The organism is Rhodovulum sp. DZ06 (assembly GCF_050586345.1).
In the GTDB taxonomy this organism is placed as follows: Bacteria; Pseudomonadota; Alphaproteobacteria; order Rhodobacterales; family Rhodobacteraceae; genus JBOCEF01.
This window is the reverse complement of record NZ_JBOCEF010000005.1, coordinates 62085-74635: the sequence shown is the minus strand read 5'-3', so window position 1 is coordinate 74635 and position 12551 is coordinate 62085. Positions and strand designations below refer to the sequence as shown.

Annotated in this window: 13 protein-coding genes; 6 read left to right on the top strand and 7 right to left on the bottom strand. The window is 70.8% G+C overall.

Going from position 1 to position 12551, the window contains the following annotated elements:
* Positions 1–119: 119 nt before the first annotated feature.
* Complete coding sequence (locus ACQ5SO_RS03900) at positions 120–761, bottom strand: GcrA family cell cycle regulator (protein WP_430940268.1); 642 nt, start codon at positions 759–761, stop codon at positions 120–122.
* 443 nt (positions 762–1204) lie between these two features.
* On the opposite strand from ACQ5SO_RS03900, the gene ACQ5SO_RS03895 reads away from it, so the two are divergent.
* Both ACQ5SO_RS03895 and ACQ5SO_RS03890 read left to right on the top strand, forming a co-directional pair.
* Positions 1205–2083, top strand: a complete 879-nt coding sequence (locus tag ACQ5SO_RS03895; protein WP_430940267.1) for an ABC transporter permease — start codon at positions 1205–1207, stop codon at positions 2081–2083.
* 166 nt (positions 2084–2249) lie between these two features.
* On the top strand, positions 2250–2891 hold the full coding sequence (locus ACQ5SO_RS03890; protein WP_430940266.1) for a hypothetical protein: 642 nt from the start codon (positions 2250–2252) through the stop codon (positions 2889–2891).
* A gap of 165 nt (positions 2892–3056) precedes the next feature.
* On the opposite strand, the gene ACQ5SO_RS03885 is transcribed toward ACQ5SO_RS03890, so the two are convergent.
* From ACQ5SO_RS03885 to ectA, 4 genes are all read right to left on the bottom strand, one after another.
* Positions 3057–4559 (bottom strand): aspartate kinase, encoded by a 1503-nt coding sequence (locus ACQ5SO_RS03885; protein WP_430940265.1) that lies wholly within the window; start codon positions 4557–4559, stop codon positions 3057–3059.
* A gap of 109 nt (positions 4560–4668) precedes the next feature.
* Positions 4669–5067: an ectoine synthase gene (locus ACQ5SO_RS03880; RefSeq protein ID WP_430940264.1), complete on the bottom strand. Its 399-nt coding sequence runs from the start codon at positions 5065–5067 to the stop codon at positions 4669–4671.
* Between the two features lie 116 nt (positions 5068–5183).
* Positions 5184–6497 (bottom strand): diaminobutyrate--2-oxoglutarate transaminase, encoded by a 1314-nt coding sequence (gene ectB / locus ACQ5SO_RS03875; protein ID WP_430940263.1) that lies wholly within the window; start codon positions 6495–6497, stop codon positions 5184–5186.
* A gap of 163 nt (positions 6498–6660) precedes the next feature.
* The gene (ectA, locus tag ACQ5SO_RS03870; RefSeq protein WP_430940262.1) at positions 6661–7200 is read right to left on the bottom strand and encodes a diaminobutyrate acetyltransferase; all 540 of its coding nucleotides are present in this window, start codon (positions 7198–7200) and stop codon (positions 6661–6663) included.
* Between the two features lie 289 nt (positions 7201–7489).
* Here ectA and ACQ5SO_RS03865 point away from each other — a divergent pair, with 289 nt between their 5' ends.
* From ACQ5SO_RS03865 to ACQ5SO_RS03850, 4 genes are all read left to right on the top strand, one after another.
* Positions 7490–7984 carry a MarR family winged helix-turn-helix transcriptional regulator gene (locus tag ACQ5SO_RS03865; RefSeq protein WP_430940261.1) on the top strand — a complete coding sequence of 165 codons (495 nt, stop codon included), beginning with the start codon at positions 7490–7492 and terminating at the stop codon, positions 7982–7984.
* A gap of 121 nt (positions 7985–8105) precedes the next feature.
* The gene (nrdR, locus tag ACQ5SO_RS03860; RefSeq protein WP_430940260.1) at positions 8106–8567 is read left to right on the top strand and encodes a transcriptional regulator NrdR; all 462 of its coding nucleotides are present in this window, start codon (positions 8106–8108) and stop codon (positions 8565–8567) included.
* Positions 8568–8586: 19 nt separating this feature from the next.
* A complete protein-coding gene (ribD, locus tag ACQ5SO_RS03855) occupies positions 8587–9711 on the top strand; it encodes a bifunctional diaminohydroxyphosphoribosylaminopyrimidine deaminase/5-amino-6-(5-phosphoribosylamino)uracil reductase RibD (RefSeq protein WP_430940259.1) in 1125 nt (374 codons plus the stop codon).
* A 120-nt stretch (positions 9712–9831) separates the two neighbouring features.
* The gene (locus ACQ5SO_RS03850) at positions 9832–10338 is read left to right on the top strand and encodes a hypothetical protein (RefSeq protein WP_430940258.1); all 507 of its coding nucleotides are present in this window, start codon (positions 9832–9834) and stop codon (positions 10336–10338) included.
* Between the two features lie 74 nt (positions 10339–10412).
* Here the strand turns inward: ACQ5SO_RS03850 and ACQ5SO_RS03845 are convergent, their stop codons facing one another.
* Both ACQ5SO_RS03845 and petB read right to left on the bottom strand, forming a co-directional pair.
* Complete coding sequence (locus ACQ5SO_RS03845; RefSeq protein ID WP_430940257.1) at positions 10413–11210, bottom strand: cytochrome c1; 798 nt, start codon at positions 11208–11210, stop codon at positions 10413–10415.
* A gap of 20 nt (positions 11211–11230) precedes the next feature.
* Positions 11231–12541, bottom strand: coding sequence for a cytochrome b (gene petB, locus ACQ5SO_RS03840; RefSeq protein ID WP_430940256.1), 1311 nt, complete (start codon positions 12539–12541; stop codon positions 11231–11233).
* Positions 12542–12551 lie beyond the last annotated feature (10 nt).

Genomic DNA, 12551 nt, shown 5'->3' with positions numbered 1-12551 from the left:
GCCCTTCAGCGCCCCCCCGGCCCTGCCGCACAACAAAACGCCCCGCCCCGGGAACCCGGGGCGGGGCGTTTGAGTCTCTCCTGCCTCCCTGCCCCCGGCGGCGCCGGGCGGGCGGCGGCTCAGCGCGAGCGGCTGCGGTCGCGCCGCGCGCTCATCGGCTGGAAGGCGACGGCGACATGCGCCTCGCAATACGGCTTGCCCGGCTGGCTCTGCAGCCCGCAGAAGAAGAAGTCGTCGGTCGCCGGGTCGCCCATCGGCCACTTGCAGGTGCGCTCGGTCAGCTGCAGCAGCGAGATCCGCTTGGCCTTCTTCTCGACGGCCTCGAGGTTGCGGCGCGCTTCCTCGGGGACCTCGGTCGACAGGTGCGTGGCGGCCGAGGTGCCGCCCACCGGCACCGGCGGCGTGGTCTCGGGCGCCGAGGGCGCGGCGGCGGCGGGCGCCGGGGCCGCGCGCGGGGCGGGCGCGGGCTCGGGGGCCGGCTCCGGCTCGGCCGCGCGGGCCGGGGCCGCGGGCGGCTCTTCGGCCTTGGCGGCGGGTTCGGGCGCGGGGGCGGCGGCGGGCGCCGGGGCCTCGGCCGCCGGGGCGGCGGCGTCCTTGGCGGCGCCGCGGGCGCCGGTGCGGTTGGACAGCCCGAGGCGGTGCACCTTGCCGATCACCGCGTTGCGGGTGACGCCGCCGAGCGCCTTGGCGATCTGGCTGGCGCTCTTGCCTTCGTTCCACATGGCCTTGAGGGCCTCGACGCGCTCGTCGGTCCAGGACATCGGTCGCTCCTTGCTGGGCCGGGGGCCGGGGGGAGCTGTCCGGGGCGCGGGGGGCGCGGGGGACGCGCGCGCGGCTCTCGGGGCCAGCCGCCCCCGGCGCGCAGGCGCCGGGATCGGGGGGACGCGAAACCGGCCCCGTCGCCCTCCCGCCGGGGAAGGACGCCGCGGCCGGTCCGCTTGATCATCTGCGCCCTATTCTAATCTCCCTGCGCGGCGAAGCAAGGCGGGCCGGGCGACGCCGGGCGAGAGGCCGCGCCCGGGCGGGCGCCCGCCGCCGCCCCCCCCCCCCGCGCAAGGCCGGCGCGCAAGGCCCCGCGCAGGCGGCGGCGAAAAAACTGGCGAATCCCGCCCCGGCGCCCCATCTCCTCGGACCCGGCCCGCGGGGCGACGCCCCGCCCGCCCGGCTTCCGCCCGACCGCTTTCCGCCCCCCGGAGGACGCAGCATGACCGATCCCGCCGCCCCGACCCAGGTCCAGTCCGCAGCCCCGGGCGCCTCCGCCCCCCTCGCCGCCGGCCTTGCGCCCGAGGCGCCCGGCTTCGGCGCCCGCCGCTTCGGGCGCTGGAACGCGCTGGGGGCCTGGACGCTGTGCCTGCGCGAGGTGCGGCGCTTCACCAATGTCTGGACGCAGACGCTGCTGGGGCCGGTGATCACCGCCGCGCTGTTCATGGCCGTGTTCACCCTGGCGCTGGGGACGCGGCGGGGCGAGGTGATGGGCCTGCCCTTCGCCGCCTTCCTGGCGCCCGGCATCGTGATGATGCAGGTGATCCAGAACAGCTTCGCCAATACCGCGAGCTCGATCCTGATTTCCAAGATCCAGGGCAACATCGTCGACACGCTGATGCCGCCGCTCTCGGCGACCGAACTTCTGATCGGCTATGTCTTCGGCGGCGTGGCGCGCGGGATGTGCGTGGCGGCGGCGGCGGGGCTGATCGCCTTCAGCGTCTCGGGCGTGGTCCCGGCGCACCCGCTGTGGCTGCTGTGGTTCGCCTTCGCGGGCGGGGCGATGATGTCGCTGCTGGGCATCCTCGCCGGGCTGTTCAGCCAGAAATTCGACCAGATGCAGGCCTTCGTGAACTTCGTGATCACGCCGCTGAGCTTCCTGTCCGGCACGTTCTACACCCTCGACGCCCTGCCCGGCTGGGCGCAGGCGGCGGCCCATGCCAACCCGATCTTCTGGCTGATCGACGGGTTCCGCCATGGCGCGCTGGGGGTCTCGGACGGCTCGCCCTGGATCGGCTTCGCGGTGACGCTGGGCGTGATCGCGGCCCTCGCGGCGCTGTGCCGGCAGCTGTTCCACACCGGCTGGCGCCTGAAACCCTGAGCGGCCGGGGGCGGGGACGGCCCCGCCCCCCCGCCGCCCCTCCCCGCGCATTGACGAAAACCCGAGACCTCCGGCAGTATCCGAGAGGCGCCCGAGTGAATTCCGGCGATCTGTTCGGAGCGTGACGGCGCATTTCACTTTTCGTTCACTGCAAGGTTTTCTGAAAATGTCGATATACGCCCGCCGTTTCTGCGCTGCATCCGTGCTCTTCTTCGCGGCGCCTGCCGCCGCCCTCGCCGCGCCGCTCGCGCTGGAGGGCGCGGTGACCAGCGCCGCCTTCACCGCCGGGTCCTACAGCTTCGGCGCCCCCGGCACGCCCGTCACGGTCAGCTTCGAGGGGACCGGCGGCGCCCTGCCCGGCCCCTCGGCCGCCGGGACGGTCGACCTCTCGGTCTCCAGCGCCGATTTCAGCTTCAGCCTCAGCGACGCCCCCGTCGGGGTCCCCGACGGGTTCACCACCGCGCTCACCGTCACCACCGAGCGGATGCGCCTGTCCGGCGCGGGCGGCGGCTATTCCTGGCCGGGCTATGCCGGCCACACCCTTACATTTGAGCTGGAGATCACCTTCGCGGCGCCGCTCGCCTCGGCGCCGGGCGCCTATGCCGGGCTGATGGCCGCGCTCGCCGATCCGGGGATCAGCGCGACCTTCTCCGCCTCGGGCGATTTCGACACGCTCGACGGCAGCGCGTTCGGGTTCTACGAGGCGGCGCTGGCCCCGGCGGCCGCGGACGTGCCCCTGCCCGGCCCCGCCGCGCTGCTGGCGCTGGGGCTCGGCGCGCTCGGCCTGCTGCGCCGCCACAGGGGCTGAGGCGGGGACTGAGGCGGGGCTGAGCGCACGCCGCCCGGACAAGCCCGGCCGCCCCCCCGCCGCGCCGACGCAAAACGCCCCCGCGGAGCCTTCCGCGGGGGCGTTTCTTCGCATCGACGAGCGCGAGGGACAGTCGCCCGCGCCGATGACCCAGAGATGGCCCGATCAGGCCGCCTTGTCGAGGGCGCGCGGCGCCGATTCAACCGCCTCGGCGTCGTTTTCAACCGGCGCGTCAGCGGCCTCGGCGGCCCAGGCCTCGCCCTCCACAAGCTCAGCGTGCAGGGCGCGGATCGCATCCTCGCGGCGGTCGCACGGGACCATCAGCATCACGTCGACGCCGCGCCCGTTCTCCTGCGCCGCCGACACCTCGATGCCGGCCGAATCGCAGGCGGTGAGCGCCCGGCGGAGCGGCCCGAGGCCGGTCAGCTCGCGCCCGATCGCGGACACCAGCGCCAGGCGGCGGGCCCGGACGCGGGCGGCGGGGAACGCCTCGGCCACGTCCTCGGCCACGCGCTTGGCGCGCTTCAGCGGCCCCTGCACGTAATGCGTGATCGTGTTGGCGTTCGAGGACTTGGCCACGATCCACAGCTTGTGCCGGGCCAGCGCCTTCAGGATCTCGGCGTCATAGCCCTTCACCCCGACCATGTCCTGCTCGAACACCTCGATCTCGGTGACGTCGAGGCCGGTGACCATCTCGACCCGCGCGGGCCCGCCCAGTTCGGCGTCGATCACCGTGCCCGGGTCCTCCGGCTCGAACGCGTTGGCGACGCGCAGCGGGATGCCCGCCTGGCGCAGCGTCTTGGCCGCCCGCGGGTGGATCGCCTCCATCCCGAGATTCGAGAGCTGGTCGGCCACGTCGTAGTTCGTCCGCCCGATCTTGCGCACGTTCTCGTGCCCCACGATCTTCGGATCGGCCGAGGACAGGTGGAACTCCTTGTGGATCACCGCCTCGCGCGCGCCGGTCTGCGCGGCGATGCGGGAGAAGGTGACCTCCGAGTAACCGCGGTCGAAGGTGCTCACCAGGCCCTCGCGGCACTGGGCGTAGCCGGTGACGATGGGCATCTGCGAGGCGAAATCCACGCCCTCGAAGGCCTGCGCGATGCGCTGCTCGAGATCGGGCGAGGTCTCGTCCCGCCAGCCCGACAGGTCGATGAAGCGCGCGTTGACGCCGCGGCGGCGCAGCAGCAGCGCGGTGTTATGCGCCGAATGCGCCTCGCCGAGGCCCGACAGCAGCTCGCGCACCGTCATCAGGTGCTCGTCGAGCTTGAAATGGCCGTAGGAGCAGAGCCGCCCGAGATCGATCAGGCAGTTGCGGGCGCCCTCGATCCGCTCGCGCACGAAATTGTCGGCGATCTCGCGGTCGGCCGGGTCGGTGACCAGGCGGGCGTTGACCTCGATCATCGCGGCCATGGCTTCGTCCAGCGCGCGCATCCACTCGGCCGCGCCGTCCTCGCCCGCGAAGGCGCCGTAGACGCCGGGCGCGCCGGTCTTCTTGTTCTCGAGCAGCTTGTCCGTCATCCCGCCATAGGCCGAGACGACGAAGACGCGGCCATAGACGTCGGCCGTGTCGCGGCCCCCGATGAGAAGGGTGTCGATCAGCTCGTCCGTGCGGCTCATCGAGGTGCCGCCGATCTTCTCGACGGTATGAGCGTTGGGCGTATGGGTCATGTGGATTTCCGGGGCGTCTCGGCCCCGGTCCTTGTCTGTGGTCGCGTCAGGCTCGGTCCGGTCGCGCGCGCCCCAAGGGGGCGCGGCGCGGCCATGGATCGGCGCGGCCTCAGGCCGTCTCCGTCTCTTCCGCCGGGGCGTAGGAGCCGTCCTCGCGGTGGACCTCGGTCCCGGTCACGGGCGGGTTGAAGCAGCAGGCGAAGACGCAGGTGGTGCGGCAGCGCAGGGTGTGCTTGTCGTGGAGGTTCAGCGCGTACATCACGCCGGGCTTGATCTGGTGGACCTCGCCGGTGGCCAGGTCCTCGATCTCGCCCTCGCCCGAGACGCAGTAGACGCTCTCGAAATGGTTCTTGTAGTGGAAGGTGTGCTCCGAGCCGCCCTCGATGGTGGTGATGTGGAAGCTGAAGCCCATCTTGTCGTCGGCCAGCAGCATCCGCACGGATTCCCACTTGGCGTCGGCCACGCGGCGGTCGGTTTTCTTCGCTTCGTTGAAGTCGCGGATGATCATGTCGGTCTCTCCTCGTCGGTCGGGCGGCCTGCGCGCGGCATGGCGGCGGCGCCCCGATAATTCGGTGCGTTTCGGCGTGGTCGGCGCCCCCCGGGGGTGGGGAGCGCCGGACCGGGTCACTCGGCGGCGATCTTCGCGGCGGCCGAGGGCGCGCAGGCGTCGGTCGCCTCTTCCAGGATCGACAGGCCCTGCTCGAACAGCCCCTCGTCGATGGTCAGCGGCGCGAGCACCTTGACCACCTCGTCATGGGCGCCCGAGGTCTCGATGATCAGGCCCATCTCGAAGCACCTGGCGCAGATCTCGGCGGCCAGCTCGCCCGAGCCGACATCGACGCCCTGCATCATGCCGCGGCCCTTGAGGCGCCCGCCGGTGCGTTCGGCGATGCGCGACAGGCGCGCGGTCAGGATCTCGGCCTTGCGGGCGATCTCCTTCTCGAAGGCGTCGCCCGACCAGAACTTCTCCAGCGCCACGCGGGCGGCGACGAAGGCGTGGCCGTTGCCGCGGAAGGTGCCGTTGTGCTCGCCCGGCTTCCACTGGTCGAGATGCGGACGCAGCAGCAGCGCGGCGAAGGGAAGGCCCATCCCCGAGAACGACTTGGCCAGCGGGATCAGGTCCGGCTCGATGCCCATCTCCTCGAACGAGAAGAAGGTCCCCGAGCGGCCGCAGCCCGCCTGGATGTCGTCGGCGATCAGCAGCGCGCCATGCTTGCGCGCGAGCTTCTCGATCCCCTGCAGGAAGCGCTTCGAGGCGTCGTTGAGGCCGCCCTCGCCCTGGATCGGCTCGATCAGGAACGCGGCGGGCGCATCGATGCCCGAGGACGGGTTGTCGAGCATCGCCTCGATATAGGCGAGGCTGTCGACGCCCTCGATCGCGCCCTCATACGGCAGGCGGGTGACGCCGTTCAGCTCCACCCCCGCGCCGCCGCGCTTGCCGGCGTTGCCGGTGGCGGCCAGGGCGCCCAGGGTCATGCCGTGGAAACCGTTGGTGAAGGCGATGACGTTGGTGCGGCCGGTGACCTTGCGCGCCAGCTTGAGCGCGGATTCCACCGCGTTGGCGCCGGTCGGGCCGGTCATCATCACCTTGTGGTCCATGCCCCGCGGCTCGAGGATGATCTTCTCGAACGCCTCGAGGAACGCGGCCTTGGCGCCGGTATGCATGTCGAGGCCGTGGCTGATGCCGTCGGCCATGATGTAGTCGACGACGGCCTGCTTCATGTCCGGGTCGTTATGCCCGTAGTTCAGCGAGGAGCAGCCGGCGAGGAAGTCGATGTACTCGCGGCCCGCCGCATCCCGGAGCGTCGCGCCCGAGGCCGAGACGAACTCGGTCGGGAACGAACGGCAATAGGAGCGCACCTCGGATTCGCGGCGCGCGAACACGGCGGGCACGGGTTTCGGAGCGGTCTCGGCGGCGGTCTGGGTCTTGTCGGTCATGATGTCGTTTCCTTGTGCGCGGCCCGCGGGCCCCTCGGTCCGGGGGCCCGGCGCGGCGCCGATGGGGCGCCGTCCGCGGGGATGTTTCGTGTGGTGAAGGATCGTGCGGCGCGGCGGGCGGGGGCGGGTCGGGCCCCCGGCGCGGCGCGTCAGGTCACGAGCCTCAGGCGGCTTTCCGGGCGAGCGCGCCGAAAGGGCCGATCTCCGCCATGACTTCCGTCTCGTGCTCTCCGCCGAAATGGGCCTCGCGCTCGAAATGCGGCTCGCCCTCGATGGGGGCCTCCATGCGGCGCGCGAAGCTGCGGAACAGCGCCCAGGACGCGTCGTTGTCCGGGGTGATGGTGGTCTTCATCCGGCGGACGCCGCGGCAGACCTTGCGCGCCACCAGCTTGTCGAGCATGCGCCCCGCAAGGCCCATGCCGCGCGCCTTCTCCGAGACCGCGACCTGCCAGATGAACAGCACGCCCTCCTCGGCCGGGGGAAGATAGGCCGAGATCCAGCCGAGGACCTCGCCGTCCTTCTCCGCCAGGATGCAGGTGTCGGCGAAATGATCGCACTGCAGCAGGTTGCAGTAGAGGGAGTTGTCATCGAGCGGCCCGCAGGAGCGAATCAGCTCCCACACGGCTTTCCCGTCCTCGGGCTCCGGGGCGCGGAACACCAGATCGTCGGAAGTCGCGGCGGTTTTCGCTTCGGCGATGGACATGGCTACCTCTGAAATCGCTTCGGGACGCAAAACATACGTGCTTCGATTTCATTTTCAAGGGCGAAGGATATGATGGATTTGCAACGCGATCTGCGCCCGCGTTTCACGTTAAAATTCAATAGGATGCTGACATCATGAAACGTTCGCTTCGCGAAATAAATTTCGCGCAACGAAGGTTTCGCCCTTCGCAGCTGTCAAGGGCCTGAACGAATCCCGCGCCGGGCGCCTTGCGCTTCGCCGCCGGTTCCGCGACGAGAATGAAAAGGGTGGTCACCAGCCGGAGGGGGCGATGGAAGACAGGGTGGACAGCAGCCTCCGGGCGCTCAGGCGGATTCTGCACGCGGCCGACACCGCCTCGCGCAGCCTGGCGCGCGAGACGCGGATGACCGGGCCGCAGCTGATGGTGCTGCGCATCCTCAAGGAAAGCGGCGAGGCCACCGCCAAGACCATCGCCCAGTCCGTCGGCGTCGCCCAGGGCACCGCCACCGCGCTGATCGACAAGCTCGAGAACCGCGGCTTCGCGGTGCGCAAGCGCGGCGAAACCGACCGCCGCCAGATCTGGGTGCAGCCGACCGAGGCCGGGCTGGCCGCGCTCGACGCCTCGCCCGACCCGCTGCAGCTGACCTTCGCCGAGAAGTTCGGCAAGCTCGAGGACTGGGAGCAGGCGATGCTGGTCGCCGCGCTGGAACGGGTGGCGATGCTGATGGACGCCAAGGACCAGGACCTCGCCCCCATGCTGCATGTCGGCGAGTTGACCGAGGGCCCGCCCGGCGGCGAGGGCTGAGTCCTGCGCGCATCGCTTCCGCGCATATGGGGCGCCCCTGCATGTCGTGAGCGGCCCGCCCCCCTACCCAACGACTCGCGGCGCCCCTATAGTGGCGGCGGCCCTGAGCGGAGGAGACCCCATGCGCTGCCCCTTCTGCGGAAATACCGACACCCAGGTGAAGGACAGCCGTCCCGCCGAAGACCACGCCGCGATCCGCCGCCGGCGCTTCTGCCCCGAATGCACCGGGCGCTTCACCACCTATGAGCGGGTGCAGCTGCGCGACCTCACCGTCGTCAAGCGCAACGGGCGGCGCGAGGATTTCGACCGCGACAAGCTCTCCCGCTCGATCCGCATCGCGCTGCAGAAACGCCCGGTCGAGACCGACCGGGTGGAGCAGGTGATCTCGGGCATCGTGCGGCGGCTGGAAAGCACCGGCGAGACCGACGTGCCCTCGGACAAGATCGGCACCATCGTCATGGAGACGCTGGCCCGGATCGACACCGTCGCCTATGTCCGTTTCGCGAGCGTTTACAAGAACTTCCAGGAAGCCGACGATTTCGAGACCTTCGTCGCGCAGCTCCGCCCCCCCGCGGACGCCTGACCCGGCCCGGAGGCCCTCCATGACCGGTTCCGCCGCCCCCCGCGCCGAGGATGCGCGGCACATGGCCCATGCGCTCTCGCTCGCCGCGCGCGGGCTGGGGCGGGTCGCCCCGAACCCCGCCGTCGGCTGCGTGATCGTCGCCCGGGGCCGCGTGGTCGGCCGCGGCTGGACCCAGCCCGGCGGCCGCCCCCATGCCGAGACGATGGCCCTGGCGCAGGCCGGCGCGGCCGCGCGCGGCGCGACCGCCTATGTCACCCTCGAGCCCTGCGCCCACCATGGCCGCACGCCCCCCTGCTGCGACGCGTTGATCGCCGCCGGGGTGGCCCGCGTGGTCTGCCCGCTGCAGGACCCGGACCCGCGCGTCTCGGGCCGCGGCTTCGGGCGGCTGCGCGACGCCGGGGTCGCGGTGGAGATCGGGCTGATGGCCGCCGAGGCCGAGGCGGCCCAGGTCGGCTTCCTGACCCGCCTGCGCCGCGGGCGGCCCCACCTGACGCTGAAGCTGGGCGCCTCCCTCGACGGGCGCATCGCGCTGGCGAGCGGCGAGAGCCAGTGGATCACCGGCCCCGAGGCGCGGGCCGAGGCGCACCTCTTGCGCGCCCGTTCCGACGCGATCCTGGTCGGCTCGGGCGCCGCGGTGGCGGACGACCCGGCGCTGACCTGCCGCCTGCCGGGGCTCGAGGACCGCTCGCCCGACCCGGTGGTGTTCGACGGGCGCGCGCGCCTGTCCCCGGACACGCAGCTGGCCCGCACGGCGGCGGCCCGCCGGGCGCTGCTGCTGCACGCGCCCGACGCCGACCCGGTGCGGGTGGGGGCGCTGAAGGCGGCGGGGATGACCTGCGCCGCCCTGCCCCGCGGCGCGGACGGGATGCTGGACCTGGCCGAGGGGCTGTCGCTGCTCGGCGCCCGCGGCGTCACCCGCGCGATGTGCGAGGGGGGCGGGATGCTGGCCGCCGCGCTGCTGAAGGCGGACCTGGTGGACGAGCTCTGGTGGTGCGCCGCCGGGATGGCGCTGGGGGCCGAGAGCCGCCCGGGGATCGGCGACCTGGGCCTCGCGCGGCTGGCCGACGCGCCGCGCTTCACGCTGGTCGAGCACCGGCGCCTCGGGGCCGACGTGCTGTGCCGCTGGGCGCGGGCAGGCGCCTGAACGAATCCCCAACAGTTGCGTCATGTAATGGGCTTTTTTTCTTGATGAACACTTGAGGGCTCCTCGAATCAGCTCGAATGCTCCTTAATTGACGACCTCCAGCCCAGAGGAGTTTTCAAGATGATTCAAGTATCCAAAGCCTTGTGCGCCGCCCTGTTCGGGGCGCTTTCCCTCGCCGCCCCCGCCGCCGCGATGACGATCGAGATCGATCTCGTCGCCATGCCGATGACGACCTCGCTGACCTCTCTCGACCCGTTCTTCTTCTCCACCGACGCGTCCGGCGGGTTCTACGAGGAGTATGTCAACGACACGTCCGAGACCTTCACCGACTTCCACTTCGAATGGACCCCGGCCACCGACGCCCCGCCGGAGACGGACGGGCACGGCCTGATGACGGACGACTCCGCCACCACCAGCTCGGCCGATTTCGAGATCGGGACCGGCTCGGGCATCGCCCCCGGCATGGGCTTCTTCATCAACGTCGCCGGCTTCCCGCCCGGGACCGAGTTCACCGCCTGGCCGACCACGGACGCCGCGCCGCGCGACGTGCCCCTGCCCCCGGCGGCGGCGCTGCTCGGGCTCGCGCTCTGCGGGCTCGGCGCAGCCTCGTCCCGCCGCGGCGCCTGACGCCCCCACCACACGCAAAAGCGCCCGCCGGATCGCTCCGGCGGGCGCTTTCATTTCAGCCGTGAGGCGGGGCCTCAGGCGGCCTTCTTCTTCTTCACCGAGGCCCAGAGCTTCTTGTTGGTCAGGTACAGAAGCACGGCCAGCAGGGCGATGTAGAGGAAGTTGCGGATGCCGGCCGCCTTGCGGTCATGCATCTTCGGTTCCGCCGCCCACATCAGGAAGGCGGACACGTCCTCGGCCATCTGTTCCGCGGTCGCCGGGGTGCCGTCGGCATACTCGATCAGGTCGTCCGACAGCGGCGGGGTCATCGAGATCCAGCCGCCCGGGAAGGTGTGGTTCCCGTAGAGGATGGTCCCGGCCTGGGTCTTCTCCTCGCCGGTGTAGCCGGTGAGCAGCGAGTAGATGTACTCCGGCCCGCCGGTGCCGTTGAGGAGCTGGTTGATCCCGAGGCCCGCGGGGCCGTGGAAGCCCGCGCGCGCCTTGGCCATCAGCGACAGGTCCGGCGCGTTCATGGAGGTGTTCTCCGGGAACTTGTCGGTCGGCTCGGCCGGTCGAAGATCGCCCGGCTCGCCTTCTTCGTCCGCGACCTCGTAGAGGGCGGCGAGGGCCTTGACCTGCTCCTCGTCATAGCCCGGGCCGCTTTCCTCGCCGAGCGAGCGGAACGACACGAACTTCATGCCGTGGCAGGCGGCGCAGACCTCGTTGAACACCTGCAGACCGCGCTGCAGCTGAGCCTGGTCATAGGCGCCCATCGGGCCCTCGAACGAGAACGCGACGTCCTCGATGTGGCTCTCGCCCCCGCCGGCGGCCATGGCCGAGGCGGGGAGGGCGGCGACCACGGCGGCCGCCAGGATGCGGGAAAGTTTGGTCATCATTCTACCTTTCCTGCCAATCACTCGGCCGGGGAAGAAGCGTACTTCTTCGCCATGTCGGCTTCGAAGGCTTCCTCGATGGTCGCCGGCTGCGGCAGCGGCTTCTCGATCACGCCCAGCAGCGGCAGGATGATCAGGAAGTAGCCGAACCAGTAGGCCGAGGCGATCAGCGAGATGGTCGCGTAGGGCTCCTCGGCCGGCATGGCGCCGCACCACATCAGGATGAAGAAGTCGAGCACCAGCAGCCAGAACCACCACTTGAACTGCGGCCGGTAGCGGCCGGAGCGCACGCGGGAGGTGTCGAGCCAGGGGGCCAGGGCCATGACGACGATCGCGCCGAACATCGCCAGGACGCCGCCCAGCTTGCCGTCGATCGGCAGGATCATGATCAGCCAGACGTCGTCGGTGATCGAGCGCAGGATCGCGTAGAACGGCAGGAAGTACCATTCGGGCACGATGTGCGCCGGGGTCACCAGCGGGTTCGCCTCGATGTAGTTGTCCGGGTGGCCGAGGTAGTTCGGCATGAAGAACAGGAACGCCGAGAAGACCAGCAGCACGACCGCCAGGGCGAACACGTCCTTGATGACGTAGTAGGGCCAGAACGGAACGGTGTCCTTCGCGGCCTCTTCCTTCGACCCGCGGCGCACTTCGACGCCGGTCGGGTTGTTGTTGCCCGTGTGGTGGAAGGCCCAGATGTGGACCGCGACCAGCGCGGCGATCACGAAGGGCAGCAGGTAGTGCAGCGAGAAGAACCGGTTCAGCGTCGGGTTGTCGACGGCGAAGCCGCCCCACAGCCATTCGACGATCGGCTGGCCGACCAGCGGCAGCGCCGAGAACAGGTTGGTGATCACGGTCGCGCCCCAGAAGGACATCTGGCCCCAGGGCAGCACGTAGCCCATGAACGCGGTCGCCATCATGGCGAGGTAGATCAGGATGCCGATGATCCACGTCACCTCGCGCGGGGCCTTGTAGGACCCGTAGTAGAGGCCGCGGAACAGGTGCAGGTACACCGCCACGAAGAACAGCGAGGCGCCGTTGGCGTGGGCGTAGCGCAGCAGCCAGCCGCCGTTCACGTCGCGCATGATGTGCTCGACCGACGCGAAGGCGAGGTCCACATGCGGGGTGTAGTGCATCACCAGCACGATGCCGGTGGCGATCTGCAGCACGAGGCAGAAGGCGAGGATGATGCCCCAGATCCACATCCAGTTGAGGTTCTTGGGCGTGGGGATCATCAGGGTGTCATACGCCATGCCGACGATCGGCAGACGCGCATGAAGCCACTTCTCGATGCCGGTCTTCGGCTCATAGTGGTCGTGAGGAATTCCGCTCATTCGTCCGCTC

Excerpts from the sequence above, each read along its gene's own strand:
- ACQ5SO_RS03900 (WP_430940268.1), bottom strand. The coding sequence starts at position 761 with ATGTCCTGGACCGACGAGCGCGTCGAGGCCCTCAAGGCCATGTGGAAC.
- ACQ5SO_RS03895 (WP_430940267.1), top strand. The coding sequence starts at position 1,205 with ATGACCGATCCCGCCGCCCCGACCCAGGTCCAGTCCGCAGCCCCGGGC.
- ACQ5SO_RS03890 (WP_430940266.1), top strand. The coding sequence starts at position 2,250 with ATGTCGATATACGCCCGCCGTTTCTGCGCTGCATCCGTGCTCTTCTTC.
- ACQ5SO_RS03885 (WP_430940265.1), bottom strand. The coding sequence starts at position 4,559 with ATGACCCATACGCCCAACGCTCATACCGTCGAGAAGATCGGCGGCACC.
- ACQ5SO_RS03880 (WP_430940264.1), bottom strand. The coding sequence starts at position 5,067 with ATGATCATCCGCGACTTCAACGAAGCGAAGAAAACCGACCGCCGCGTG.
- ectB (WP_430940263.1), bottom strand. The coding sequence starts at position 6,497 with ATGACCGACAAGACCCAGACCGCCGCCGAGACCGCTCCGAAACCCGTG.
- ectA (WP_430940262.1), bottom strand. The coding sequence starts at position 7,200 with ATGTCCATCGCCGAAGCGAAAACCGCCGCGACTTCCGACGATCTGGTG.
- ACQ5SO_RS03865 (WP_430940261.1), top strand. The coding sequence starts at position 7,490 with ATGGAAGACAGGGTGGACAGCAGCCTCCGGGCGCTCAGGCGGATTCTG.
- nrdR (WP_430940260.1), top strand. The coding sequence starts at position 8,106 with ATGCGCTGCCCCTTCTGCGGAAATACCGACACCCAGGTGAAGGACAGC.
- ribD (WP_430940259.1), top strand. The coding sequence starts at position 8,587 with ATGACCGGTTCCGCCGCCCCCCGCGCCGAGGATGCGCGGCACATGGCC.
- ACQ5SO_RS03850 (WP_430940258.1), top strand. The coding sequence starts at position 9,832 with ATGATTCAAGTATCCAAAGCCTTGTGCGCCGCCCTGTTCGGGGCGCTT.
- ACQ5SO_RS03845 (WP_430940257.1), bottom strand. The coding sequence starts at position 11,210 with ATGACCAAACTTTCCCGCATCCTGGCGGCCGCCGTGGTCGCCGCCCTC.
- petB (WP_430940256.1), bottom strand. The coding sequence starts at position 12,541 with ATGAGCGGAATTCCTCACGACCACTATGAGCCGAAGACCGGCATCGAG.